The organism is Aminobacter sp. MSH1 (assembly GCF_003071665.1).
Lineage (GTDB): Bacteria > Pseudomonadota > Alphaproteobacteria > Rhizobiales > Rhizobiaceae > Aminobacter > Aminobacter niigataensis.
Genome location: NZ_CP026265.1, coordinates 4,222,185 through 4,246,281, shown reverse-complemented (window position 1 = coordinate 4,246,281; position 24,097 = coordinate 4,222,185). Strand labels below are relative to the sequence as shown.

The 24,097-nt window shown below is 63.3% G+C and carries 25 protein-coding genes and 2 tRNA genes; 15 read left to right on the top strand and 12 right to left on the bottom strand.

Going from position 1 to position 24,097, the window contains the following annotated elements; translation table 11 throughout:
- Positions 1–702: a DnaA regulatory inactivator HdaA gene (gene hdaA / locus CO731_RS20900; protein WP_245439440.1), complete on the top strand. Its 702-nt coding sequence runs from the start codon at positions 1–3 to the stop codon at positions 700–702.
- 3 nt (positions 703–705) lie between these two features.
- On the opposite strand, the gene CO731_RS20895 is transcribed toward hdaA, so the two are convergent.
- From CO731_RS20895 to CO731_RS28805, 8 genes are all read right to left on the bottom strand, one after another.
- Positions 706–984 carry a hypothetical protein gene (locus tag CO731_RS20895; protein ID WP_108608667.1) on the bottom strand — a complete coding sequence of 93 codons (279 nt, stop codon included), beginning with the start codon at positions 982–984 and terminating at the stop codon, positions 706–708.
- 61 nt (positions 985–1,045) lie between these two features.
- Positions 1,046–2,341, bottom strand: coding sequence for a helix-turn-helix transcriptional regulator (locus tag CO731_RS20890; RefSeq protein WP_159091674.1), 1,296 nt, complete (start codon positions 2,339–2,341; stop codon positions 1,046–1,048).
- A 40-nt stretch (positions 2,342–2,381) separates the two neighbouring features.
- Positions 2,382–3,020, bottom strand: a complete 639-nt coding sequence (locus CO731_RS20885; protein WP_108608665.1) for a 2-dehydro-3-deoxy-6-phosphogalactonate aldolase — start codon at positions 3,018–3,020, stop codon at positions 2,382–2,384.
- A 12-nt stretch (positions 3,021–3,032) separates the two neighbouring features.
- Entirely contained in the window at positions 3,033–3,983 is a 951-nt protein-coding gene (locus tag CO731_RS20880; protein ID WP_108608664.1) for a 2-dehydro-3-deoxygalactonokinase, read from the bottom strand.
- Between the two features lie 43 nt (positions 3,984–4,026).
- Positions 4,027–5,307 (bottom strand): TRAP transporter large permease subunit, encoded by a 1,281-nt coding sequence (locus CO731_RS20875; protein WP_108608663.1) that lies wholly within the window; start codon positions 5,305–5,307, stop codon positions 4,027–4,029.
- Positions 5,304–5,849: a TRAP transporter small permease gene (locus tag CO731_RS20870; RefSeq protein WP_108608662.1), complete on the bottom strand. Its 546-nt coding sequence runs from the start codon at positions 5,847–5,849 to the stop codon at positions 5,304–5,306. The genes CO731_RS20875 and CO731_RS20870 overlap by 4 nt, the downstream gene beginning before the upstream one ends.
- Positions 5,850–5,931: 82 nt before the next feature.
- A complete protein-coding gene (locus CO731_RS20865) occupies positions 5,932–6,936 on the bottom strand; it encodes a TRAP transporter substrate-binding protein (RefSeq protein WP_108608661.1) in 1,005 nt (334 codons plus the stop codon).
- Positions 6,937–7,010: 74 nt separating this feature from the next.
- Complete coding sequence (locus tag CO731_RS28805) at positions 7,011–7,184, bottom strand: hypothetical protein (RefSeq protein ID WP_159091673.1); 174 nt, start codon at positions 7,182–7,184, stop codon at positions 7,011–7,013.
- Between the two features lie 275 nt (positions 7,185–7,459).
- On the opposite strand from CO731_RS28805, the gene araD reads away from it, so the two are divergent.
- From araD to CO731_RS20850, 3 genes are all read left to right on the top strand, one after another.
- Complete coding sequence (gene araD, locus CO731_RS20860) at positions 7,460–9,175, top strand: L-arabinonate dehydratase (protein WP_245439438.1); 1,716 nt, start codon at positions 7,460–7,462, stop codon at positions 9,173–9,175.
- A gap of 11 nt (positions 9,176–9,186) precedes the next feature.
- A complete protein-coding gene (locus CO731_RS20855; protein WP_108609961.1) occupies positions 9,187–10,104 on the top strand; it encodes a dihydrodipicolinate synthase family protein in 918 nt (305 codons plus the stop codon).
- A gap of 115 nt (positions 10,105–10,219) precedes the next feature.
- Positions 10,220–10,933 carry a FadR/GntR family transcriptional regulator gene (locus tag CO731_RS20850; protein ID WP_159091672.1) on the top strand — a complete coding sequence of 238 codons (714 nt, stop codon included), beginning with the start codon at positions 10,220–10,222 and terminating at the stop codon, positions 10,931–10,933.
- A 168-nt stretch (positions 10,934–11,101) separates the two neighbouring features.
- On the opposite strand, the gene CO731_RS20845 is transcribed toward CO731_RS20850, so the two are convergent.
- Positions 11,102–11,178, bottom strand: a tRNA-Pro gene (locus CO731_RS20845).
- A 158-nt stretch (positions 11,179–11,336) separates the two neighbouring features.
- On the opposite strand from CO731_RS20845, the gene CO731_RS20840 reads away from it, so the two are divergent.
- The 5 genes from CO731_RS20840 (at position 11,337) to CO731_RS20820 (ending at position 14,868) form a co-directional block, all read left to right on the top strand.
- Complete coding sequence (locus CO731_RS20840) at positions 11,337–11,642, top strand: ETC complex I subunit (protein ID WP_108608658.1); 306 nt, start codon at positions 11,337–11,339, stop codon at positions 11,640–11,642.
- Between the two features lie 44 nt (positions 11,643–11,686).
- A tRNA-Arg gene (locus CO731_RS20835) sits at positions 11,687–11,763 on the top strand.
- A 629-nt stretch (positions 11,764–12,392) separates the two neighbouring features.
- Positions 12,393–13,814, top strand: coding sequence for an ammonium transporter (locus CO731_RS20830; RefSeq protein ID WP_108608657.1), 1,422 nt, complete (start codon positions 12,393–12,395; stop codon positions 13,812–13,814).
- A 29-nt stretch (positions 13,815–13,843) separates the two neighbouring features.
- Positions 13,844–14,083 carry a hypothetical protein gene (locus CO731_RS20825; protein WP_108608656.1) on the top strand — a complete coding sequence of 80 codons (240 nt, stop codon included), beginning with the start codon at positions 13,844–13,846 and terminating at the stop codon, positions 14,081–14,083.
- 161 nt (positions 14,084–14,244) lie between these two features.
- Positions 14,245–14,868, top strand: a complete 624-nt coding sequence (locus CO731_RS20820) for an XRE family transcriptional regulator (protein WP_108608655.1) — start codon at positions 14,245–14,247, stop codon at positions 14,866–14,868.
- A 73-nt stretch (positions 14,869–14,941) separates the two neighbouring features.
- Here the strand turns inward: CO731_RS20820 and CO731_RS20815 are convergent, their stop codons facing one another.
- Positions 14,942–15,451, bottom strand: coding sequence for a cupin domain-containing protein (locus CO731_RS20815; RefSeq protein ID WP_108608654.1), 510 nt, complete (start codon positions 15,449–15,451; stop codon positions 14,942–14,944).
- A 90-nt stretch (positions 15,452–15,541) separates the two neighbouring features.
- On the bottom strand, positions 15,542–16,714 hold the full coding sequence (locus CO731_RS20810) for a cystathionine beta-lyase (RefSeq protein ID WP_108608653.1): 1,173 nt from the start codon (positions 16,712–16,714) through the stop codon (positions 15,542–15,544).
- Between the two features lie 169 nt (positions 16,715–16,883).
- Between CO731_RS20810 and CO731_RS20805 the strand changes: the two genes are divergently transcribed.
- The 6 genes from CO731_RS20805 to CO731_RS20780 all read left to right on the top strand — a co-directional run bounded on the left by CO731_RS20805 (position 16,884) and on the right by CO731_RS20780 (position 22,916).
- Positions 16,884–17,594 (top strand): phosphatase PAP2 family protein, encoded by a 711-nt coding sequence (locus CO731_RS20805; RefSeq protein ID WP_159091671.1) that lies wholly within the window; start codon positions 16,884–16,886, stop codon positions 17,592–17,594.
- Positions 17,595–17,851: 257 nt separating this feature from the next.
- Positions 17,852–18,880, top strand: a complete 1,029-nt coding sequence (locus CO731_RS20800; RefSeq protein WP_055979263.1) for an amino acid ABC transporter substrate-binding protein — start codon at positions 17,852–17,854, stop codon at positions 18,878–18,880.
- 63 nt (positions 18,881–18,943) lie between these two features.
- On the top strand, positions 18,944–20,134 hold the full coding sequence (locus CO731_RS20795) for an amino acid ABC transporter permease (RefSeq protein ID WP_108608651.1): 1,191 nt from the start codon (positions 18,944–18,946) through the stop codon (positions 20,132–20,134).
- Positions 20,135–20,143: 9 nt separating this feature from the next.
- The gene (locus CO731_RS20790; protein WP_108608650.1) at positions 20,144–21,298 is read left to right on the top strand and encodes an amino acid ABC transporter permease; all 1,155 of its coding nucleotides are present in this window, start codon (positions 20,144–20,146) and stop codon (positions 21,296–21,298) included.
- Between the two features lie 23 nt (positions 21,299–21,321).
- Positions 21,322–22,125, top strand: a complete 804-nt coding sequence (locus CO731_RS20785; protein ID WP_055978835.1) for an amino acid ABC transporter ATP-binding protein — start codon at positions 21,322–21,324, stop codon at positions 22,123–22,125.
- A 113-nt stretch (positions 22,126–22,238) separates the two neighbouring features.
- A complete protein-coding gene (locus tag CO731_RS20780) occupies positions 22,239–22,916 on the top strand; it encodes a TIGR02117 family protein (protein WP_108608649.1) in 678 nt (225 codons plus the stop codon).
- Here the strand turns inward: CO731_RS20780 and CO731_RS20775 are convergent.
- Positions 22,871–24,094, bottom strand: coding sequence for an FAD-dependent monooxygenase (locus CO731_RS20775; protein ID WP_108608648.1), 1,224 nt, complete (start codon positions 24,092–24,094; stop codon positions 22,871–22,873). The two genes, CO731_RS20780 and CO731_RS20775, sit on opposite strands and share 46 nt — an antisense overlap.
- Positions 24,095–24,097 lie beyond the last annotated feature (3 nt).

Sequence of the window (24,097 nt, the reverse complement as noted above, 5' to 3'; positions counted from 1 at the left end):
GTGTCGCGCGAGCCCCAGAAACCGCGCCAGTTGCCGCTCGACCTTGGCCATTCGCCGGGCTTCTCACGCGACGACCTCGTCGTCTCAGCGGCCAATGCCCAGGCCGCGTCGCTGATCGACCGATGGCCGGCATGGCCGGCGCCGGTGGTCCTGCTGGCCGGTCCGGCAGGATCGGGCAAGACGCATCTTGCCGCGATCTGGCGCGAGCATGCCGGGGCGGTCGAGCTGTCCGCTTCCGACATCTCCACCCATGTCGGCGACATCGGCGCAACGCCGGTTCTGATTGATGACGCCGACCAGGGCTGGCTCGACCAGGACGGCCTGTTCCACCTCATCAATACCGTGCGCGGCGCTGGCTCCCATCTTTTGCTGACGGCGCGCAGCTTCCCTGCCGCCTGGGGTGTCACCCTTCCCGACCTCGCCTCGCGCCTGAAAGCGGCGGCGACGGTTGAGATCGAGGAGCCGGACGACCTGCTGCTGGCAGGCGTCATCACCAAGCTGTTCGCCGACCGCCAGGTCGAGGTCGACCCGCATGTCGTCCAGTTCCTGGTGCGGCGCATCGAGCGGTCGCTGTCGACGGCCATTCGCGTGGTCGACCGCCTTGACCGTGCAGCGCTGGAGCAGAAGACCCGCATCACGCGCACGCTTGCCGCCGAGACGGTCGGTGCGTTCGATGCCGGGCAGGGCGAACTGGAAGTCTGACCGTCAGGCCAATCGCGAGTAGAGCGCCTTTGCGCCGAGCAGAACGGCGAGGATCGTCGCATTTGAGGCGAGGCCGACGAGTATTGATGTCGGAGTATCTACTGCGCTGTTCGCACCGATGCTGAAAGGGATCAGCACGGCAACGAAGACGATGCCCAAGGCGATCGGAATCCAGCGGTTTAGCGTTTGCGCGGTGTTTGCGGCGGTCAGCACCAGTGCGATCAGCAGGCCGATGCGGAACGGGTCGATGAGCTGCGCGAGATAGATGTCGAGATACGGCACTTTTGTTCCTCCCCGAACTAGATGCGCAGGTCAGCGACCAGCTGTCGAGTAAGCCTATGGTCTAGCCGTCCTTCACGGAGCCGCAAGGCAGCGTCACCCCGAGCAGCAGGCGGACCAGGGCCGATTGCTTGGAAACGCCGGATTTGGCGAAGATCGAGCGCAGATGCGAACGCACGGTCTCCCTCGCGATGCCGAAGTCGTTGCTGATGGCATCGATCGACCGGCCATCGGCGAGCGCCGACGCGATTCGCGCCTCGCTCGGCGTCAGGTCGAACAGTGCTTGCAGCACATTGGCCGGCGGCGCGCCGGGGCCGGGCAAGGGCATGATGACGAGGATGCTGTGGATGCGGCTGAACAGATCGTGCGCCGAACCGCGCACCGGCAGGAGATGGGCGACGCTGGAAGGCTTGCCGTCGCGGCCGGTGATCGGAAACGACTGAACGATGCCGCGCCGGGTGCCGGCGGACAATGCTGTCAGCGCCGTCTCAAGCAGCGCGTCGGCCTTCTTGTCCGTGATCCGGGCGCGGTCGGTGCCGTCCTGGATGGTGGCCGGTATCAGCTCGTGCATCAGTCCGTTGCAGGCCAGCAGTTGTCCGTGCGCGCCCAGTACCGCCGCCGGCAGGCCCAGGGCCTCAAGCGCGTCGGCACCGGCATGTGCTTTTTCGAGACCCATGCGGGCGCTGACCATGGCGGCGCGTGCGAGGTGCGGCCGCATCCGGTCGAGCGAATCGACATAACGCCGCTCGAAGGGACCTCGAACCGTCCGCCGCTCCAGGTTGAAGGACAGCACATCCCCCGTTGGAAGCGGGATGTGGGTACCTGCGGCCCAGCCCATGCCTCTCGGACGCAGGAAGTCGCGGTAGATGGGCTCGCTCTCCAGTTCCTCCTCGGTAAAGGCATCGAGGTCGGTGATGAAACCGGGGTAGGCGAGGGCCGACGCTCGTGCGGCGCGCGCGTTGACGGCCATCCAGCCTTCGCGCATGAACGCTTCGACATGCGCTGCGACCGCTTCCGAGGCGGTAAAGGCCGAAGCGCCTTGGCTGATGGTGAACAGATAGCCGCCCATGCCCTCGACGGCATGCGCGAGGCCGTCGAGCAATGTCGGCCATTTCTCCGGTACGAAGGAAGCCTCGTAGATCTGGTCGATGAATTTCTCGGAAAGTTCCGGCAATCGTTCACTACTCCCACCCAAGTAGAACGATAGCATCAGGCTTGCTGGCGGCAAACTCAGTGACAGGTGCCCAAATGTCGCAAGCCCGGTATTCGCGGATTTGATCGGCGGATTTTGCGGGAGCACGGCACGCGATTTCTGCGGATTACATCCGCCATACGGTCGCGTGCCGGAGAGTTGCAGCAAGGCGGGCCGGGATGCCCGGCCGCCCGTCAGTGCATGGCCCTTAGTTGCTGGCTGCTGCCTGGTCGTAGGCCGCGATCAGCCGGCGGGCCTTGTTACGCACAGTCGTTGCGCCGTCACCCGGGGCATAGAGGTTCGACCCCATGCCGAAGGTCGACACGCCGATCTTCCAGAACTCTGCGAAGGACGCTTCGGAGACGCCGCCGACGACACCGACGATGGTGTCGGCCGGCAGGATGGTCTTGATCGCCGCGATCCCGCTTGTGCCGAGCACGCTGCCGGGGAAGAACTTGAGCGCCGACGAGCCGCACTTGACCGCAAGCAGCGCCTCGGTCGGCGTGAAGACGCCGGGCATGGTCAGCATCTTGTGCTCCGACGCACGCGCAATCACCGACGGTTCGATGTTCGGGCTGACCACCAGGCGGCCGCCCGCATCGGCCAGCCGATCGACCTGTTCGGCGGAAAGTACGGTGCCGGCGCCGATCACGCACTTACTGCCGAACGCGTCAACCGCCCTGCGGATCGAGGTGTAGGGATCTGGCGAATTGAGCGGGATCTCGATCAGTTCGAACCCTTCCTCGACCAGCGTGCCGACGATCGATTCGGCTTCCTCCGGCTTGATGCCGCGCAGGATGGCGACGAGCGAGCGCTGCAGCTGCGGCCAGGCGATGATTGAGGCCATGTCTTTGTTTCCTTATGCCCAGATTGAATGCGCGGCCAGATAGAGGCCCTGGCGAACGGCGTGGTCGGCGTCGACGTGCTTGACGTTGAGACCGACGCGATGGAGCGCCACCCGATAGAGATCGGCCACGGACCCCGAGGCCACCAGGGTGACATCGGTGTGGTCGGGAAAGTTCTGCCTGGCGGCCAGCACCTCGGCTCCGATCAGCAGGCCGGAGAGGTGTGCTGCGCCATCGCTCTTGGCCTCGAAGCCGAGCAGTTGAGCGGCGCGGACGCCGAAAAGCCGGCTCAAAGCCAGGCAGGGATCTGCGACACCCTTGTCGAGTGCGTTGAGGAAAGCCGGCGCGTCGGCGCCGAACTTGACGTCGGCATCGATCGCGAAGGCGAGGGTGGAGTGCTTGTTGAGCAGGCCGAAGAGTTCGCCTGTCATCAGGGTCGCAAATCGTCTCAGCCAGCCATCCTCGAGCACCACCCATTTGCTGTGGGTGCCCGGCATGCAGACGAGCTGGCGCGCGACACCGTCGCCGAGCCCGAGAAGCTGGGTCTCTTCGCCGCGCATCACCTCCGGTGCCAGCGGGTCGCGCTGGGCGACGCCAGGCAGGATGCGGATGTCGGCAAAGCTGTTCGGCACGCTGACGGCCCTGGCTGCGAAGTCGTTGAGCCGCGTCGGCGCGTCGACATAAGGCGCCTCGACCCAGCCTTGGCGCGCCCCGGCCATGCCGCAGATCAGGATCGGCAGGGACGCGGGTGCCGCCAACTTGCCAAGGTGCGCCTGCAGGACCGGCTCGAAGCCCGACGTCACGCAGTGCGTCATGCCTTCGGGCCCGCGGCTTTCAGCCAGCACGCTGCCGACCCGGTCCAGAAGCCAGGCGCGGAAGCTGCTGGTGCCCCAGTCGACCGCCACGCAGAAGGCATCCTTCTGCTGCGCGGGCGATGAGATGGCTGTGTCTTGTGCATTGCTCATGCTGGGAACCCTCGGCATGTTTTCGGAAGAAGCGCGGCCGGCGTCACTGGCTCATCCAGCGCATCGGCGCCATCACAAGTTCAGGGAACAGCACGAGCAGGAACAGAACCACGGTCTCGGCCAGCAGGAACGGCCAGATGCCCTTCATCAGCTTGCCCATCCGCATGTTGCCGACGCCGCACACGACGTTGAGCACGGTGCCGACGGGCGGGGTGATCAGCCCGATCGCGTTGTTCATGATGAACAGCACGCCGAAATAGACCGGGTCGATGCCGGCCTGCTTCAGAACCGGCACCAGAACCGGGGTCAGGATCAGGATGGTAGGCGCGAAGTCGAGCGCGCTGCCGACGATCAGCACCAGCACCATCAGCACCAGGATGAGCAGCATCTGGTTGTCCATGATCGGCTCCAGCAGCGCGACCATCTGGGCTGGCATGTTGGCCGCCGCGATCAGCCAAGCCGAGACCGAAGCCGCAGCCACGAGGAACATCACCACCGAGGTGGTTTTCGCGGCGTTGAGCATGAGGCCGTAGAGCTGGCCGAACTTCAGTTCGCGATTGACGAACAGGCCGATGATCAGGGCGTACACGGCCGCCACGACTGCAGCTTCGGTCGGCGTGAAGAAGCCGAACTTGAGGCCGCCGATGATGATGACCGGCAACATCAGGCCCCAGAAGCTCTCGAGCGTGAGGCTAAGCCGCTCCCTTAGTGGCGGCTTGGGAGCCACCTCGATCTTGTCCTTGCGCGCGACGTACATCCACGTCAGCAGCAGCGACGTACCCATCAGGATGCCAGGCACGATGCCGGCGAGGAACAGCTTGGAGATCGAAACCTGGGCCGCCACGCCGTAGAGGATCATGCCGATCGACGGCGGGATGACGGGGGCGATGATGCCGCCGGCAGCGATCAGGCCGCCGGAACGGTAGGGATCGTAGCCGGCCTGCCGCATCATCGGCAGCAGCACCGCGGCCAGAGCTGCGGTATCGGCAACGGCCGAACCGGAGAGCGATGCCATGACGACGGCAGCGCCGATCGCCACGAAGCCCAGGCCACCGCGCAGGTGTCCCACCCAGGCCATTGCCATGTGGATGATGCGCCGGGTGATGCCGCCGGCGTTCATGAATTCGCCCGCCAGCATGAAGAACGGCACGGCGAGAAGCGGGAAGCTGTTGGCGCCGTCCCACATGTTCTGCACGATGATCTGGGGGTCGGTCATGCCCATGTGGAACATCAGGGCCAGGCCCGAGACGATGAGGGCCAACGCGACCGGCATGCCGATCGCCATCGCGGCGAGCAGGGAAACGACGAAGATAAGGATGGTCATGACTTGCGCGCCGCCTCAACGCTGGAATCGACGTCATGCATGCCTTCTTCCTCGACCTGAATGAGTTCGTCGTCGCGGACTTGGCCGCGCGCGAAACGAACCAGATTGTGGATGCAGAGCGCAGCCATCAGGGCGCCGGTCACGAGCGTTACGTCGTAGACCCAGCTCATGGGCAGCTGCATGACGGTGGAAATGGTGCTGGCGTTGATCTCGTGCTGCATGAAGGTGCCGACGAAGATGTAGACGCTGCAGACGAAGATCAGGATCTGGGAGATCATCCAGCACAGCCGTCGCCACCTGACAGGCAGTGCCAGAACGACGGTGTCGACGCCGAGGTGCCGGTTCTCCCGCATCGCTACCACGGCGCCGATGAAGGTCAGCCAGATGAAGAGGAAGCGGGGAAGCTCTTCGGAGATGTCGATGCCGGTGTTGAACCCGGCGCGCAAGATGACGTTGCCGAGCACCATCACGAACATGCCGGCCATGCAGACCACCATGACGGCTTCAAGCAGGTGAAAAAATCTGTCTACCAGACGCGGCATTGTTCGGACCTCCCGAATGGATCAGGGACGCATGCAGTGATGCCGCAGGCGTTCCCGCCTGCGGCATCACTTGGCTTGTGCGTCAGTTGGCTGCGCCCTTGCGCGCGGCTTCGACGGCGGCCGTGAACTCCGTCACGAAGTCGGCGCCGACCGAGGCGGTGTATTTGTCGACCACCGGCTTGACGATTTCGCGCATCTTGGCGAGTTCGGCTTCCGGCATCGCATCGATCTCGACACCGGTTGCCTTGAGCTGGTCGGTGATCTTGCCGTCGTTTTCGGCGATCAGCTTGGCCTGGTAGGCCGAAGCGTCGGCAGCAGCCGTCATGACCGACTTGCGGTCAGCTTCCGACAGGCCTTCGAACCAGGTCTTGGAAGCGACGATGGCCACCGGCGAATAAACGTGGTTGGTCATCGTGATGTACTTCTGCACTTCGTAGATGCGGTTGGCGTAGATGTGGGCCAGCGGGTTTTCCTGGCCGTCCAGCGCCTTGGTCTCGAGCGCCGAGAAGACTTCCGAGAACGACATCGTCACGGCGTTGGCGCCGAGTGCCTTCCAGGTGTCGAGAGCCACCGGGTTCTGCATGACGCGCAGCTTCAGGCCCGAAATGTCGTCGACCGACTTGATCGGCTTTTCGCCGTTGGTCAGGTTGCGGAAGCCGAATTCGCTCCAGGCGAGACCGGTCAGGCCGATTTCCGACATGCGGTCCAGCATCTTGCGGCCGATCGGGCCGTTCAACACGGCGCCGGCTTCTTCGCGATTGGCAAACATGAACGGGAAGTCGAAGATCTGGACTTCCTTGATCTTGCCGGAAAGCGGCGCGACTCCGCCGATGTAGAGTTCGAGCGTGCCGCTCTGTGCAGCCTGTAGCATCTTGTCGTCGCCGCCGAGGATGCCGCCGTCGAAGACCTGGATCTCGACGCGGTTTTCGGTCGCCTTGGCGACGTCTTCGGCGAACTTCTTCATGGCGACGGCCTGCGGGTGCTCTGCCGGCATGCCATGCCCGAGGCGGGCGGCCGATGCCTGGCCGGCGAGGCCGATGAGGCTGACGGCTGCAGCCAGCGTGAATGCGAGCGCTTTGAGACGCATGTTAACTCCTCTCTTGGGTTTTGATTTCGGGCGATGACCGGGGTGGTGGCGGGATTGCGCCATCCCCGATTGGATCAACTCATAGGCCTGGGCGATTGCGCCTTGCGGTGCGCGACCGTGTGCCGCGCCCGAGCCGTCGAGCACTCATTCTGGCCGGCGGAAACGGCGGGCGCCGACAGCCCGATGTGGCGGACCGCAATGCCTGCGATCGCCGCATCTCCGGCATTCCACGAAACGAACTCGGTCACGCGCCCTCCCAGGCAAACTGGATGCTCTTGACGCCCCAATAACTCCGATTATAAGAGAAAACAAGACTGATTGCTTGACTGCTTGTGGGATCGAGCGTCGCATGCGTCGGCTCAAGGGAGGGCAGCGCGAGGAGGAGTGCCGGCACGCTTGCCGGGGACATCCATCGCCGTCATCCCGCAGTTCCGGCGTCTGCGCGAGCGGGCCAAGAATGGCCGCAGGCGCGTTCAAGCCATCGGTGCCGCACGGCACCGATCAACAACGGGATAGACAAGACGTGACACGGAAATTGCGTTCTCAGGCCTGGTTCGGAGGCTTCGGCAAGGATGCCTTCATCCACCGCAGCTGGATGAAGAACAACGGCCTGCCGGACGATGCCTTCGACGGCCGCCCGGTGATCGGCATCTGCAACACCTTCTCCGAACTCACGCCTTGCAACGCCCACTTCCGCGGGCTGGTCGAGCACGTCAAGGCCGGTATCCTGGAAGCCGGCGGCTTGCCGCTCGAGTTCCCTGTCTTCTCCTGCGGTGAGTCGAACCTGCGCCCGACCGCGATGCTGTTCCGCAATCTCGCCTCGATGGATGTCGAGGAAGCCATTCGCGGCAACCCGATGGACGGCGTGGTGCTGATGGCCGGCTGCGACAAGACCACGCCGTCGCTGGTGATGGGCGCGGCTTCTTGCGACGTGCCGGCGATCGTCGTCTCCGGCGGGCCGATGCTCAACGGCCGCTTCCGCGGCAAGGCCATCGGCTCTGGAACCGACGTCTGGAAATTTTCCGAGGATGTGCGCGCCGGCGTCATGACCGAGCAAGAATTCGCCGCCGCCGAGAGCGCCATGTCGCGCTCGCCCGGCCACTGCATGACCATGGGCACCGCCTCGACCATGGCGTCGATGGTGGAATCGCTCGGTCTGGCCCTGCCGGGCAACGCCGCCTATCCGGCGGTCGATGCGCACCGCGCTCGGCTCGCCCGCCTTTCGGGGCGGCGCATCGTCGAGATGGTCAAGGAAGACCTGCGCCTATCCAAGATCCTCACGCTCAAGGCCTTCGCCAATGCGATCCGCATCAACGGCGCCATCGGTGGCTCGACCAATGCCGTCGTCCACCTGCTGGCGATTGCCGGGCGCATCGGTGCCGAGCTTTCGCTGGACGACTGGGATCGCTACGGCCGCGACATCCCGACCATCCTCAACCTGATGCCGTCCGGCAAGTTCCTGATGGAAGAATTCTGCTACGCCGGTGGTCTGCCGGCTGTGATGAAGGAAATCGCCGACCTGCTCGATCTTGACGCCTTGACGGTGACCGGCAGGACGGTGGGCGAAAACATCGCCGGCGCCGAGAATTTCAACGACGAGGTCATCCTGCCGCGCGACAAGGCGCTGACTTCGCAGGGCGGCATCGCCGTCCTGCGCGGCAACCTTGCCCCCAATGGCGCGATCCTGAAGCCTTCGGCCGCATCGCCCGAATTGATGCGCCACCGCGGCCGCGCCGTCGTCTTCGAGAGCATCGAGCACTACAAGGCACGGGTCGACGACCCGGCGCTCGACATCGACGAGACGTGTGTGATGGTGCTCAAGAATTGCGGCCCCAAGGGTTATCCGGGCATGGCCGAGGTCGGCAACATGGCGCTGCCGCAGAAGCTGCTGGAGAAGGGCGTTCGCGATATGGTGCGCATTTCGGACGCGCGCATGTCGGGCACTGCCTTCGGCACCGTCGTGCTGCATGCCGCGCCCGAAGCGGCTGTCGGCGGCCCGCTCGCGCTGATCGAGGACGGCGACATGATCGAGCTCGACGTCGAGAACCGCCGCTTGCATCTCGAAGTGTCGGACGAAGAACTTGCCCGCCGCCGTGAGCGCTGGACCCCGCCGGTGCCTGACATGCAGGGCGGCTATCAGAGCCTCTATGTCGAGCGTGTCATGCAGGCCGACCGTGGTGCGGACCTCGACTTCCTGGTCGGCTGTCGCGGCCACGACGTGCCGCGCGAAAGCCATTGAGGGAGATGCCGATGTCCGGTTTTCCGGTAGCCGAGATGCACGGCATTCACGCCATCCTCTACGCGCTGTTCGATGAGCAGGAGCGGCTCGACCGTGCCGCGATGCGACGTCAGGTCGAGGTTTGCCTGTCGGCCGGTGTCCATGGCATGGCGGCGCTCGGCCTTGCCACCGAAGTGTCCAAGCTGACCGAAGCCGAGCGTCGGACCGTCATGGACTGGATCGCCGAAGACACCGGCGGTCGGGTGCCGCTGGCGCTGACCGTCTTCGGCTCGTCCGTCGCCGAGCAGATCGCCCAGGTCCGCCATGCCGAAAGCGTCGGCGCGGATTGGCTGATCCTGCAGCCGCCGATGGTCGGCCAATATGGTGCGGCCGAATACATCCGCTTCTTCGGTCGCGTTGCCGAGGCGACCGATCTGCCGGTCGCCATCCAGAATGCGCCGGCCTTCATGGGCCGCGGGCTGAGCTCGACCGAAATCAGCGATCTCGTGCGCCAGCATCCGAACATCCAGTTGGTGAAAGGCGAGGGGCCGGTGGTCGACATCGCCGGCCTGGTCGAGGCGACCGGCGGCAAGCTGCCGATCTTCAACGGTCGGGCCGGGCTGGAGATGCTCGATAATCTGCGCATCGGCTGCCGTGGCCTGATCCTTGCGCCCGATTGCATCGACTATGCGGTCGCAGCCTATGACAGCTTCCGTGCCGGCGACGAAGAAGGTGCGCTGGCGACCTATCGCAGGATGCTTCCGGCTGTCGTCTCGACCATGCAGGGGCTGGAGAACCTGCTGTGCTACGGCAAGCGTCTGTTTGCCCTGCGCACGGGATTGACCGTCCACGATCGCGGCCCCGCGCTGCGTCCGAACGCGACCGGGCTTGCGATGATCGATCGCTTCGCCGCCGACCTCGGGCCTCTGCAACGCAGGACCATCGCGTAAGCGCTGGTTGAATTGCTGCCAATGCTGTGAATTATGACAGCGTGCCAGCGAGATTTCCGGCGCGCTGTGCCGTGCCGGCTGTTACTTCGGAAAATCCATGTCGGGACCGGGTGCCATGACAAAGCCAATGCTGATGCAGGAACGCGGCTTGCCGGCGCAGATCGCCGCCGAGATCGGCCGCCGCATCACGCGCGGCGATCTCAAGCCGGGCGACATGCTGCCGAAGGAACTGGAACTGCTGTCGAGCCTGCAGGTCAGCCGCACGACGCTGCGCGAGGCGCTGAAGATCCTGTCGACCAAGGGATTCATCGAGGCCAAGCCGCGCATGGGCACGCGAGTCCTGCCGGCCGATCGGTGGAACACGCTAGATCCCACCGTCCTGTCATGGCAGGACGATTCCGAAAGCAGCGGAACACTTGCCGAGGAACTGTTCGAGATTCGTCTGTCCATCGAGCCGATGGCCGCCGGCTTGGCCGCGCGTCGCTCGACCGCCGCCGACCGGGCCGGGATTCGCCGCGCCTTCGAGGCGATGTCGCGCCAGTACGATGACGAACGGCAGTCGGTCGAGGCCGACATCGCCTTTCACCTTCAGATCATCCAGGCCGCCCACAACCGCTTCCTGCTGCCGGTTTCGTCGGTGATACGCGCCGCACTCACCGTCAGTATCCCCAAGACGATGCGCGCCTTCGGTGGCATAGGCCACTCGCTGTCCATGCATGAGGCAATTGCCATCGCGATCGAGGCCAAGGATGAGGCGGGCGCGGAGGAAGCCTCGCGCAAGCTGATCCAGGACACCTATCAGCGCAATTTCAAGTCCCCGAAGACCTGAGGGCTGGCGAGAGCCGCATTGGGCTTTCCCGTCTGCCGTCGCGCGCTTCGCAGCCGTCCATATCCATAGCCAACGAGCTAGGGACGAGCCGCGTCGCGCTGTTGCGCGCGGTGCCTTCTGGCAGTCGAGCGTTGACTATGTATGGCGGGGGGATTGCAAGGTCTTGAATGGTCGGAGTGGAGAGATTCGAACTCCCGACCCTCTGGTCCCAAACCAGATGCGCTACCAGACTGCGCTACACTCCGAAATCACATTTCGACGCCGTGCCTAGTGGCTTCCGCTCGACATGGCAAGGGCAAAAAAGCGGAAACCGGCTTTCGCCTTGCAGCAATGACGATTGCGCAGTAAATGACGGGCGCATCTGGATGTCCGCGCACGCTGCGGACTCACGAGTGAGGGAATTATGTCCGCGCGAATTTTCAGCCCCGCCAAGACCGCCATGCAGTCGGGCAAAGCCAAGTCCGGGCACTGGGTGCTCGAATTCGACGCCGAGAAGCCGAAAAAGATCGACCCGCTGATGGGCTACACCAGCTCCGGTGACATGAGGAGCCAGATCCGCCTGACCTTCGAGACCCGCGAAGAGGCGGTGGCCTATGCCGAGCGCGAAGGCATCACCTTCCGCGTGCAGGAGCCCAAGGAAGCCAAGCGCCGGCAGATTTCCTACTCCGACAATTTCCGCTATGACCGCAGGACGCCCTGGACGCACTGACGACCTGAGGCATGGTCATGCCGGCCTGACATGGGCCGGCCAGCGGTCCCGTAGCTCAGTTGGATAGAGCACCGGCCTTCTAAGCCGATGGTCACAGGTTCGAATCCTGTCGGGATCGCCAATCTATTTTCAGCCGTTGATTCCATGGAAGTTTTCGGCCTGCCCACCGCCGCCTTCATGGCGGCCGCTTGATTTCCGGGTAAGGTTGCAACGTTGATCACCTCAAGGGCGGCAGCAGTACGGCCTGGAGGCGATCCTGCAGCAGCAATTGGCGCTCGTGTTGTAGCCCGTCGAAGGCGTGATCCGTCTGCCTTTGGATGTGCGAAGTAGGCATCCCCTGCCAATTCCAAAATAATCAGTACTGACCAGTTGATTTCCACTGATAGGAAAGTAAACTTCCTATCGTGCAGGACGACCTGCGCCTCGATACACACCAAGGGACGGCCCTTCTCTTACGCTGACGTAAGGAGGCCGTCGCGTATCGTTCGGAAGCGGTTCTGACGCTTTGGGTGCGTGTCCAATGCCTCGTTCGCGATGGCATTCTTCTGAAGTCTAGCGTCCATCACTTCCGTCAAATGACCATGAATAGAGCTGTGGCTGGCCGCGTCATCGAGCCGAGCAAGCCATAAGTCATTTCAGGTGTCCGCCGCCGCCCTGGGGAGGAGCTGTTCGACCATTGCGCCATGTGCGCTTGGTCGACGGGCCGACTGTTGTCTGTCGCCCATAGAAATAGAAATGTCAGGGGACCATATGAACAACGAACTAACTGCTCTAACGACAATTTTTACAGAGTTTTACTATTGGGTCACTGTCGTCATGATGTTTCTCATCCATGCCGGCCTGCTCGCCTATGAATTCGGCGTGACCCGCCCCAAGAATCTCAATCAGACTTTGGTCCGCCACACGATGAGTCTGGCACTTGTGACCGTCACCTGGTTCCTGTTTGCCTGGTGGATCTACTGGGCGTTCAACAACGGGCCGTTTCTTTTCGGCGGCGTCATATCCAATGCGGCAACGGCTGCGGCACTGCCTTGGGCAGAGCAGATGGGCCCAAATTTCCAGGACAACATACAGGGCGTTTTCTGGGCGGCATTCCTGCTGTTTTCGTGGGTGATGAGCGCCATCCTTTCCGGGGTGGCGATCGAACGGGTACGAACTGGGGCCTTTATGATCCTGTCCGTCCTGGTTGGATCGATCACCTGGATCTGGCATGCGTCCTGGGGCTGGAACGCCACGGGCTGGACGACGCAGTTGCTCGGCTATCACGACGCTTACGCATCGGGGGTCATTCATGCCATCGCCGGCGGTGCCTGTCTGGCTTTGACGATCGTGCTGGGACCCCGCATCGGCAAGTTTGGTCCAAACGGCGAGGTTCGGGAAATCAAGCCGCACAACTCCTTCCTGTCGGTCCTTGGCCTCTTCATCATCTACACGGGGTTCTGGGGCTTCTATGCTGCGTGCAACATTCCGATCGTCGATGTGAGCCGCGACGCCGAAACTGTCCGCTTCGCTGCGACGACGATCTATGGAACGCCCACGACGCTCTCGGCCATCACCTTCAACTTCCTGATGTCGCTGGCTGGTGGTCTGATGGCGGCTTACGTGGTCAGCCGTGGCGATCCGTTCTGGACGCTGTCCGGGGGTCTTGCCGGCATTATCGCTGCCTCGGCGGGCAATGATCTCTACCATCCGTTGATTGCAATGTTCATCGGCGCGTCGGGCGCGGCGATCGCGTTCAAGCTTCATCATTATGTCGAGCGCCGTTTTCGCATCGACGATCCGGTCGGGGCTATTGCGGTTCACGGCTATGCGGGCGTTTGGGGGCTCATTGTCTGCGGTTTCGTCCTGTGGGGTTATCCCGCCGCACCAGCCGCGCCCGATGTGCAGAACTGGGCAGGCTCGGTTGGATGGCTGGGCACGACGCCGGCGGGAGATCCGGCCATCAATCCGATTGGCATGATCATCGGTGCGATTCTCACCTTCGGGCTGTTTGGCTTTCTTGCCACCTGGGTCGTGGCCAAGGTGCTGCAGCGCATGGGCATCCTGCGTGAACCGTTCGAAGTGGAACTGGCAGGCGCCGACACCTGGCACAACCGGGACATCTATCCCTACGGCGCCGGCGTGGTCACCGAATTCGAAGCGGTTGAGCGCAACGAAGCTGCGCGTTTCTGACTGTCAACCAATTGGAGGAGACCCAAGCTATGGAAACCGGACTGACTGATTGGACCAACCTCGACACCATCGGCGCCTTCTACCCCTTCCAGGGGTTCGAATGGTTGCTGGTGGCAGCCGCCGTATGCTTCTGGCTCTGGTGGCACTATCGCTGCATCGTCGATGAGGACCGCGAAATGCGGGAAGCGGCGGAGTATTACCGCCGTCACGGCATCACGCGCTGCATCTCGGCGGATGGCAAACCGCGACGGCCGCCCGAATCGGTCTGAGGAAGCAAAACACGCCCAGCGGAATTGTCTGCTGGGCGTATGGCGCCAACGGCGTGCGTTACCGCCGGGCGGCGCGCTCGCGGTTCAGTTCACCCTTTTGACCGGCCGCCTAGGCCACGGCGGAAAGAGGCTATGCATTGCCAACAGCGAAAGATGCCAAGATGTTTACGTCGGTTTCGCCGGACCAGAGCCTGGATGTTGCCAATGAACCCGGCGAGGATCGGCTGCAGCTAGCAATTGGAATGGAAGTGCGCGCCTGCCGCAAGCGTCTTGGCATGACCGCAGCCGATCTCGCAGGTGTCGCTTGCATCTCCGTCGGCATGATGTCGAAAATCGAAAACGGGGTGATTTCCGCGTCGTTGGGCACACTCCAGGCGCTGTCGCGGGCGCTTGACGTCCCGCTCACGACGTTTCTGCGCCGTTGCGAGGACGAGGAGAACGCCGTCTTCGTCCCTGCCGGGGACGAAATTGCGGTTGAAAGGTGCGATAGCCGTGCTGGGCACCACTACAAGCTGCTTGGCTATTTTGGCTCCCAGCCGCGCAACTTGACGGTAGAAACCTACCTCTTCACCATGGACAGGGAGACGGACACCCTTCCATCGCTCGAGCATTTCGGAATGGAGTTCCTCTACCTGTTGGAGGGTGAGATGACCTACCGGATCGGCTCGAAGCGTTATCTCATGGGGCCCGGTGACAGCCTGCACTTCGCAGGCCATTCGCCACATGGGCCGGAGCAGTTGAGACGGCTGCCGGTCCGTTTTCTGTCCGTAATTTCGTACAGATAGAGCGCGCCACGTCGCATCGTACGGATCTGTTCGTGTTCCTGGCCCGCCATCTTTTCTTGGCGCTGGCCAATTTTCAACGCTTGGACCGCAACCGGTCGGGCACTCCGTCATGGTCGCCGAGGATCCGCTGAGGCGCGTCGTCCCACCAGTCGTCGCGCATTGCCTTGCGCTCGGGATTGACGGGATAGACGATGCGGTTTTCGGCGTTGGCGGTCTCGCCGACCACCAGCAACCGCACCTCAGCATCTGTGTTGTTAAGGAAGCTGTGCGCCAGTCCGGTGCCCGCGGGAAAGCCGACGGAATCGCCCGGCTTCAGGCGATGCAGGAGGCCATCGAGCCAGACGTCGGGCTCACCCTCCAGCACGTGGACGAACTCCTCCTCCAGACTTTCGGCGTGAGGGAACGACGTGCGCCGGCCCGGCGGCAGCCGGACATGGTGGATGCCAAGCCGCTGCAAGCCGAAATGAGTGGCAAGCGGCGCGCCGAGGCCCCGCAACTCGTCAGTACCGGAAAAGGTCTCGCCGTCGGGGCGCTCGACTTCGGTCCAGTGGGCGATCTCGGCGGGACGGTCGGACGTGGTCATGTTCTTCCTCGCGGAATTTCAATCTGTCCTTGTCGCGGCATGCCTCAGGCTGTCGTCTGGTGCTGGCTCGGCATCGAGAGCCTGATGGCTTCACTCCGCCGCGTTGGCGGCTTGCAGCCCGGCCGCAATATCTTCCTTGAGGTCGGCGACATCTTCAAGCCCGATCTGCAGGCGGATGATCGGGCCCTCATAAGGGGTGACCACCTTGCGGTCGCTGAGGTTGACCGGCACAGCCAGGCTCTCGAAACCACCCCAGGAATAGCCCAGGCCGAAGATCTCGAGCGCGTCGAGGAAGGCGTGTGCCTTGTTCTGGCCGCCGCCGGACAGCACCACGGAGAAGATGCCGCTGGAGCCGCCGAAGTCGCGCTTGAACAGTTCGTGGTCGGGGTGGCTTTCGAGCCCCGGGTGCAGCACGCGGGCCACGCCCGGCTGGCCTTCGAGCCAGCGCGCGATGTCCAGCGCGCTCTTTTCGTGATGGGCGAGCCGGACGCCCATGGTGCGCAGGCCGCGCAGCACCTGGTAGACGTCGTCGGGACCGGCGCAGCAGCCAAGCGTGAAGAACGCCTCGCGAAGCCTGGGCCAGCAGTCGGCGTTTGCCGAAACCGTGCCGCTCAGCACATCGGAATGGCCGGCGGGGTATTTGGTCGCCGCGTGGATGGTGACGTCGACGCCGAAATCGAGCGCCTTGAAATAGAGCGGCGTGGCCCAGGTGTTGTCCATCATGACGATCGCACCGGCGACATGGGCTGCCTTTGATATGGCCGGGATATCCTGGATCTCGAATGTGTTCGAGGCGGGCGATTCGGTGAGCACCACCTTGGTGTTCGGCTTGATGAGGGCGGCGATGCCGGCGCCGACATGCGGATCGTAGTAGTCGACCTCGACACCGAGACGCTTGAGCATGGTGTCGGCGAAGTGGCGCGTCGGGTGGTAGACGGAATCGGTGATCAGGATGTGGTCGCCGGCCGAGAGGAAGCCAAGCAGGGGGATGGTGACGGCCGCAAGCCCCGAAGGCACGGCGATGGTGCCGGCCGAGCCTTCCAGTTCGTCGATGGCCGCGCAAAGGGCATCCGTCGTCGGCGTTCCGCGGGTGCCATATGTGTATTTTTGAGCACGCGCCGCCATCGTTGCAGCGTTGGGATAAAGAACCGTCGAGGCGTGGACCACCGGCGGATTGACAAAGCCATGAAAGCCGTGTGGATCGTGGCCGGAATGCGCGAGCCGCGTGTTGACGCCTTTGATCCTGCCGTTGTCTCGAGTCATGAATCCGCACCCTTTCAGCGAAGACGCCAGCCATAGTGCGCCGACTGGGCCGGCGCAACCGCCGCGGCCCGCCGTTCGGCTGGGCCAGATCTGGCCGGCTGGCCATTTCGGGCGCCTCGCTGAAACGGTGTCGGTTTCCTGGCGCCGGATCTGGCGGGATCCCGTCGGCTTGAACGAGCCGGTATGGACGCGCGAACTGACATGGCTGGTGTCAGTCGGTGCGGTGGCTGCCCTCTTGCTGTTCGTGGTCGACGCGCGGGTCATGGACTTCATACTGTCCAACCGCAACCAGCTCACACGCTGGCTTGCAGAGGCGAGCCAGGCCGGCAGGTCGGAGTGGTACCTGGTCCCGGCACTGCTGGTCTATCTGGTGACGGCCACCGCAGACTGGAGAAACTCAGGCTATCGCGTCAGGGCTAGACTCGTTTCGTGGTTCGGCCAGGCGGCGTTCCTGTTCGGCTCGATTGCCATCACCGGCATCGCCGTCAATCTGGTAAAGATCGTCATCGGACGGGCGCGCCCCTCGATGTTCGGCGAACTCGGTGCCTACCATTTCGACCCGTTCGTGGTGAGCAAGTATTTCTCGAGCTTTCCCTCGGGACATTCGACGACGCTCGGCACCGTTGCCGCCGTCCTGATGATCTGGTTTCCGCGCCAATGGCTGCCGATCGGCCTCGTCTGCCTGATGCTGTCCGCCTTCCGCGTGCCGGCCGCGGCCCACTATCCCTCGGATGTCGTAGCGGGCTTCCTGTTCGGCTTCGTCCTGACCGTCGTCATGGCGCGCTTTCTTGCTGCCCGCCGTGTCGGGTTCCGGCCGAGGCCTGGAAAGATGCTGCCGGCAGCAACCGGGATGCGGCAGAAAAGGCTGCCAGCCGCCTGAGCGTTGAACAACTGTTCAATGCGCTTTGAAGCTGCGCGACAAGGCCGGACTAATACTAAAGGCGGAGCCGGCGGCGGCAGGCCTTTATTGCTTGACCTAACAAGAATTATCGCCTTCGATGGCATTTGTGAACCGGACTGCAGCAAAGCGCACCGGCAAGGTGCGCAATCCGGATATGGGCCGGATAGGGGATGCTGAGTTCACACATTAAAAAGACAGGCAACAGCCTGGAAAAAACAGAAAAGGGTTCGTGGGTCATGAAATACATCATTTCAGGCATTCTCGGGGCTGCTGCGCTCGGCCTTATGGCGACTGCCGCTTCGGCCGGCACGCTCGAGGACGTCAAGGCTAAGGGGTTTCTGCAATGCGGCGTCAGCACCGGCCTGGCCGGTTTTTCGGCGCCGAACGACAAGGGTGACTGGCAGGGTCTGGACGTCGATTTCTGCCGCGCCGTGGCTGCTGCGATCTTTGGCGACGGCACCAAGGTCAAGTTCACGCCGCTTTCGGCCAAGGAGCGCTTCACGGCACTTCAGTCGGGCGAAATCGACATGCTGTCGCGTAACACCACCTGGACCATCAATCGCGATACGGCACTTGGCCTGAACTTCGTCGGCGTCACCTATTATGACGGCCAGGGCTTCATGATCAACGCCAAGAAGCTGCCGGGCGTGAATTCCGCTCTCCAGCTGTCGGGCGCCGCCGTCTGCGTGCAGACCGGCACGACGACCGAACTCAACCTCGCCGACTACTTCAAGGCGAACAAGATGGAGTACAGCCCGGTCGTCTTCGAGAAGCTGGAAGAAGTCGACGCTGCCTATGACGCCGGCCGTTGCGACGTCTACACCACTGACCAGTCGGGTCTCTATGGTATCCGCCTGAAGCTCAGCTCGCCCGACGATCACGTCGTGCTGCCCGAGATCATCTCCAAGGAGCCGCTCGGACCTGCCGTGCGCCAGGGCGACGACAAGTGGTACCACATCGTCAAGTGGGTCTATTTCGGTCTGCTGACCGCCGAGGAACTGGGCATCACCCAGGCCAATGTCGAGGAGATGAAGGCATCGGGCAATCCCGAGATCAAGCGCGTCCTCGGAACTGAAGCGGACACCAAGATCGGTACCGATCTCGGCCTCGGCAACGACTGGGTCGTCAACATCGTAAAGGCCGTGGGTAACTACGGCGAAGTCTTTGAACGCAATGTCGGCCAGGGCAGCCCGCTGAAGATCGCCCGCGGCATCAATGCGCTCTGGACCAAGGGTGGACTGCAGTACGCGCCGCCCATCCGCTGATCCGAAGTCTCGTCCGGAAGGCAGATCTTCTGCCTTCCGGTTACTCTTTCAGAGGGACTTCCGATGGCTACGCAGGACATACCCCAAGACGTAGGGGGCGGCCGCGCGTCGCTTTTCTACGATCCGAAGGTGCGCGGCATCTTCTTCCAGGTCCTCGTGATCGTTGCGCTTGTGGCGTTCGTCTACTGGATCATTGGAAATACCGTCGAAAACCTGAAGCGCGCCAATATTGCTTCGGGTTTCGCCTTTCTCAACGGCCGCGCCGGATTCGACGTCAGCGATACGCTGATCGCCTTCGATTCGGATTCGACCTACAGGCGCGCTTTGCTTGTCGGCTTCATCAACACCTTGGTTGTGGCTGCCGCCGGCATCGTCACCGCTTCGATTCTGGGCTTCCTGATCGGCATCGGCCGGCTGTCGCACAACTGGCTGATCCGCAAGATCTGCACGGTCTATGTCGAGCTGTTCCGCAACATTCCGCCGCTGCTCGTCATCTTCTTCTGGTATTTCGGCGTGCTTTCGGTGCTGCCGCTGCCGAAGGAGAGCATCGAACTGCCCTTCGGCTCCTTCCTCAATAGCCGTGGCTTCTATTTTCCGAAGCTGGTCTGGGGCGACGGGTCGATGCTGGTCCCTGTGGCGCTGCTGCTCGGCGTTGCCATGTCCTGGTTCGTCGCCCGGCGGGCCAAGCAAAGGCAAATGGCCACGGGCGCGACATTTCCCGTGTTTTGGACGTCGCTGGCGCTGATCGTCGGCCTGCCGTTCCTGGCCTTGGTCGCGACTGGCTTTCCGCTCAGCTTCGACTTTCCGCAGAAGTCGACGTTCAACCTGACCGGCGGCCTGCAAATCAAACCGGAATTCCTGTCGCTGTACCTTGCCTTGTCGTTTTATACCGCAGCCTTCATCGCCGAGATCGTCCGCGCGGGCATCCGGGGCGTCAGCAGCGGACAGAGCGAGGCGTCCGCCGCACTTGGCCTCAGGTCCGCGCAGGCGCTCAGGCTGGTGGTGGTGCCGCAGGCGCTGCGCATCGTCATTCCGCCGCTGACCAGCCAGTTCCTCAACCTGACCAAGAACTCGTCTCTGGCGATCGCCATCGGCTATCCGGACCTGGTTGCGGTCGGCGGCACGGTGCTCAACCAGACGGGCCAGGCTATCGAGATCGTCGTCATCTGGATGGTCGTCTATCTCGGTCTCAGCCTGATCACGTCAGCCTTCATGAACTGGTTCAACGCCAAGATGGCGCTGGTGGAAAGGTAGGAGGCGGGCATGTCGCAAGATATCGGATACGTCCGCACCGAAATGGCGCTGCCGCAGCCGGCGCCGCTTCGCGAGCGTGGGCCGCTGGCCTGGATGCGCAAGAACCTGTTCGCCAACCCGTTTGATTCGGTGTTGTCGATCGTGGGGTTTTTCATCGTGGCGATGATCGTCCCGCCGCTGTTCAACTGGGCCATCGTAAATGCCCAGTGGACCGGCACCGATCGAACGTTCTGCGCCACCGTGGCGCAGGGCGGCATCCAGCCCGACGGCTGGTCGGGCGCCTGCTGGGCGTTTGTCAAGGCAAAGTTCGGCCAGTTCATGTTTGGCCGTTATCCCCTGGACGAGCGCTGGCGCGTCATCCTGGTGGCGATCATGTTCGTGGCGCTGCTGGTGCCGCTGCTGGTTCCACGCATCCCGCGCAAGGGGCTCAATTCTGTCCTGTTCTTCCTGGTGCTTCCGGTCGTTTCCTACTTCCTGCTGATCGGTGGCGTGTTTGGCTTGCCGCATGTCGAGACCCCGCTCTGGGGCGGTCTGCTGGTGACGCTTACGCTGTCTTTTGTCGGCATCGTGGTCTCACTGCCTTTCGGCATCCTGCTTGCGCTCGGTCGGCGCTCCAAGATGCCGGTTGTGAAGATGCTCTGCGTCATCTTCATCGAGACGGTGCGTGGCGTACCGCTGATCACGGTGCTGTTCATGGCAAGCGTCATGCTGCCGCTGTTCCTGCCGGCGGGCGTCTCGTTCGACAAGTTCCTGCGCGCGCTGATCGGCGTGTCGCTGTTCGCTTCGGCCTACATGGCCGAAGTCGTGCGCGGCGGCCTGCAGGCCATACCCAAGGGGCAATATGAGGGCGCCGACTCGCTTGGTCTCAGCTACTGGCAGAAGATGGGCCTGATCGTGCTGCCGCAGGCGTTGAAGCTGGTCATTCCCGGCATCGTCAACACCTTCATCGGCATGTTCAAGGACACCAGTCTGGTCTACATCATCTCGATGTTCGACCTGCTCGGCGTCGTGCGCCAGAACTTCTCCGATGCGGCCTGGGCTTCGCCGCAGACTCCGGCTTCGGGGCTTGTCTTCGCAGCCCTCGTCTTTTGGATATTCTGCTTCGGCATGTCGCGCTATTCTATTTTCATGGAGCGCCGGCTCGACACCGGGCATAAGCGATAACGAACAACAAAAGGGAACGGCCCATGGCCATCGAAAACGCAGTCAGCGCCGACGAGATCAAGGTTGATCGGGCGAAGATGCATATCTCGGACACCGATGTCGCCATCGACATCGTCGGCATGCACAAATGGTATGGCGAGTTCAACGTGCTGAAGGACATCAATCTCAGGGTCATGCGCGGCGAGCGCATCGTCATCTGCGGTCCGTCCGGCTCGGGCAAGTCGACCATGATCCGCTGCATCAACCGGCTGGAGGAGCATCAGAAGGGCAAGATCATCGTCGACGGCAAGGAACTGACCAACGATCTCAAGAAGATCGACGAGGTCCGTCGCGAAGTCGGCATGGTGTTCCAGCACTTCAACCTGTTCCCGCACCTGACCATCCTCGAGAACTGTACGCTGGCGCCGATCTGGGTGCGCAAGACGCCGAAGAAGCAGGCCGAGGAGCAGGCGATGCACTTCCTGCGCCGGGTCAAGATCCCCGAGCAGGCCAACAAGTATCCGGGCCAGCTGTCCGGCGGCCAGCAGCAGCGCGTGGCGATTGCGCGGTCGCTGTGCATGAACCCGCGCATCATGCTGTTCGACGAGCCGACCTCGGCGCTCGATCCGGAGATGATCAAGGAAGTGCTGGAGACCATGGTCGGGCTCGCCGAAGAGGGCATGACCATGCTGTGCGTGACCCACGAGATGGGTTTTGCCCGCAAGGTCGCCAACCGGGTGATCTTCATGGACCAGGGCCAGATCGTCGAGGAGAACACGCCGGGCGAGTTCTTCGACAATCCGCGCCACGAGCGCACCAAGCTCTTCCTCAGCCAGATCCTGCACTAGGTTCGGCTGGAAATTCCGCTAAGCCCGGTCGTATTTCGGCCGGGCTTTTTTGTTGGAACCGGCAAAGAGCAGGGGATGTAGAGTCGTTGCGAAGAGCATTACGTCTTCTAGGCATGCTTGCCCTGCTGGTTGCCGCCGGTGTGGCGCTCGGTACCCTGGTGCCGAGGCCGCTGTTCGGCGGCGCTGCCGCAGGCGATGCAACGTCGCGCCACATTCTCGTTTTCACCAACCCGATCCACACTGACATCGCTGTGCCGATCGATGATGGCGTGCTGGAAAAATTCGACTTCCTGCTGGATGCCGGCATTCAGGCCGACCTGCCGGCGGCGCGCTATCTGGTGTTCGGCTGGGGCAGCAAGGCCTTCTATATCGGCACGCCGACATGGTCGGAGCTGAAGCCCGCGCCTGTGCTTGCGGCGCTGACGCTCGACAACTCGGTGATGCATGTCGACCTGGCCGGCGAAATAGCGCTGCCGCAACCCACGGTCAGCCGGTTCGACATCAGCGAGGCAGGTTTTGCCTCCCTGCTCGATTTCATCGACGGCAGCTTCGAGCGGGGCAGTGCGGGCGTTCAACGCATTCCCGGCGTTGCGTACGGTGCCTATGACGGCTTCTTCGACGCCAACGGCAAGTTCAACGCGCTTGCCGGTTGCAACACCTGGACAGCCGCTGCCTTGCGCCAGGCCGGACTGACGACCGGCTGGTGGAACCCGCTGCCTGCGACGCTCAACTGGTCTCTTGGCCTCTACAACCGGCCGTCGTCTTTCCAGCCGGGCGGGGTCCAGCCGTAAAGCCAATCCATGTCGGCTGCGAGGCTGTCCGGCGACTTGAGCTTCAGGAACAGGTTGCGTGCCATCGCCACCGGCCCGGCGGCATGCCAGGCAAGGCGGTTGAGCGCGCCGCGCCGCGCCACTTTCCGCACGCGCGGCTTCCGCAGCATCTCCCACTGCGACAATGCGTTGGCAGTGTTGGGTCCAGAGGCAACGGCGTCGGCCAGGGTGAACGCATCCTCGATCGCCATAGCCGCGCCCTGGGCGGCGAAGGGCGTCATCGCGTGTGCGGCGTCGCCGATAAGGGCGATGCCGCTTGGCGCGGTCCAGGGCCGGGTCGGGTCGACGGCGTGCAAGGGCCAGACCGTCCATGGCCCGGCTTCGTCGATCAGCCTGGACAGAGCAGGAGCCGTACCGCGCATGGCGCGTTTCAACGCATTGGCATCGGTCTCGCCCGACCATTGCTCGGCTATCGAGTTGCCCGGGGTGAATGCGGCGAGGTTGATCGCCGCCCCCGCCCGGATCGGGTAGGCGACGAGATGGAAGCCTGCGTGAAGATAGGTCGTCACCATGGCCGGGGAGCTCAGGGAGGCAAAATGCCGGCCGACGTCGCCATCGGCGGAAAGCGTCGTGCGCCAGGCCAGTTCGCCGGTGAAGCGGCTCTTTTCGTTGGGGCCGACAAGGCGCCGGCTCGACGACCAGACGCCATCCGCTGCAACCAGCAGCGCGGCCTGCTCGTGGGAGACGATGCCCGCTTGCGTGAGTGTTATCCTGTTGCCGCCTGCCTGTGCCTCGACTCCGCTGACGGTGGCGTCCGTCACGATCTCGATCAATGGGCTTTCCGACGCTCGTGCGAGCAGCGCGCTCTGCAGGTCGGCGCGGTGGGCGACCAGATAAGGGGCTTTCCAGCGGCGCTCTGCGGCAGCACCCAGCGGCACACGCGCCCGTTCGCTCAGGGTTGCAGCATCGCGCAATACCACCGCCTCCGGTCGTACGGTCGACGGGCTAACCAGGTCGAGCACGCCAAGACGGTCGAGAATGCGGGTTGCGTTGGGGGAGAGCTGGAGCCCCGCGCCGACTTCCTCAAGCGCCGGCGAGCGTTCGAAAACGCGAACGCCAAAGCCGTGTCTTGCAAAGGCGATTGCTGCAGTGAGCCCGGCAATGCCGGCTCCGGCAACCACTATCTGCCGCGATTGCATGAC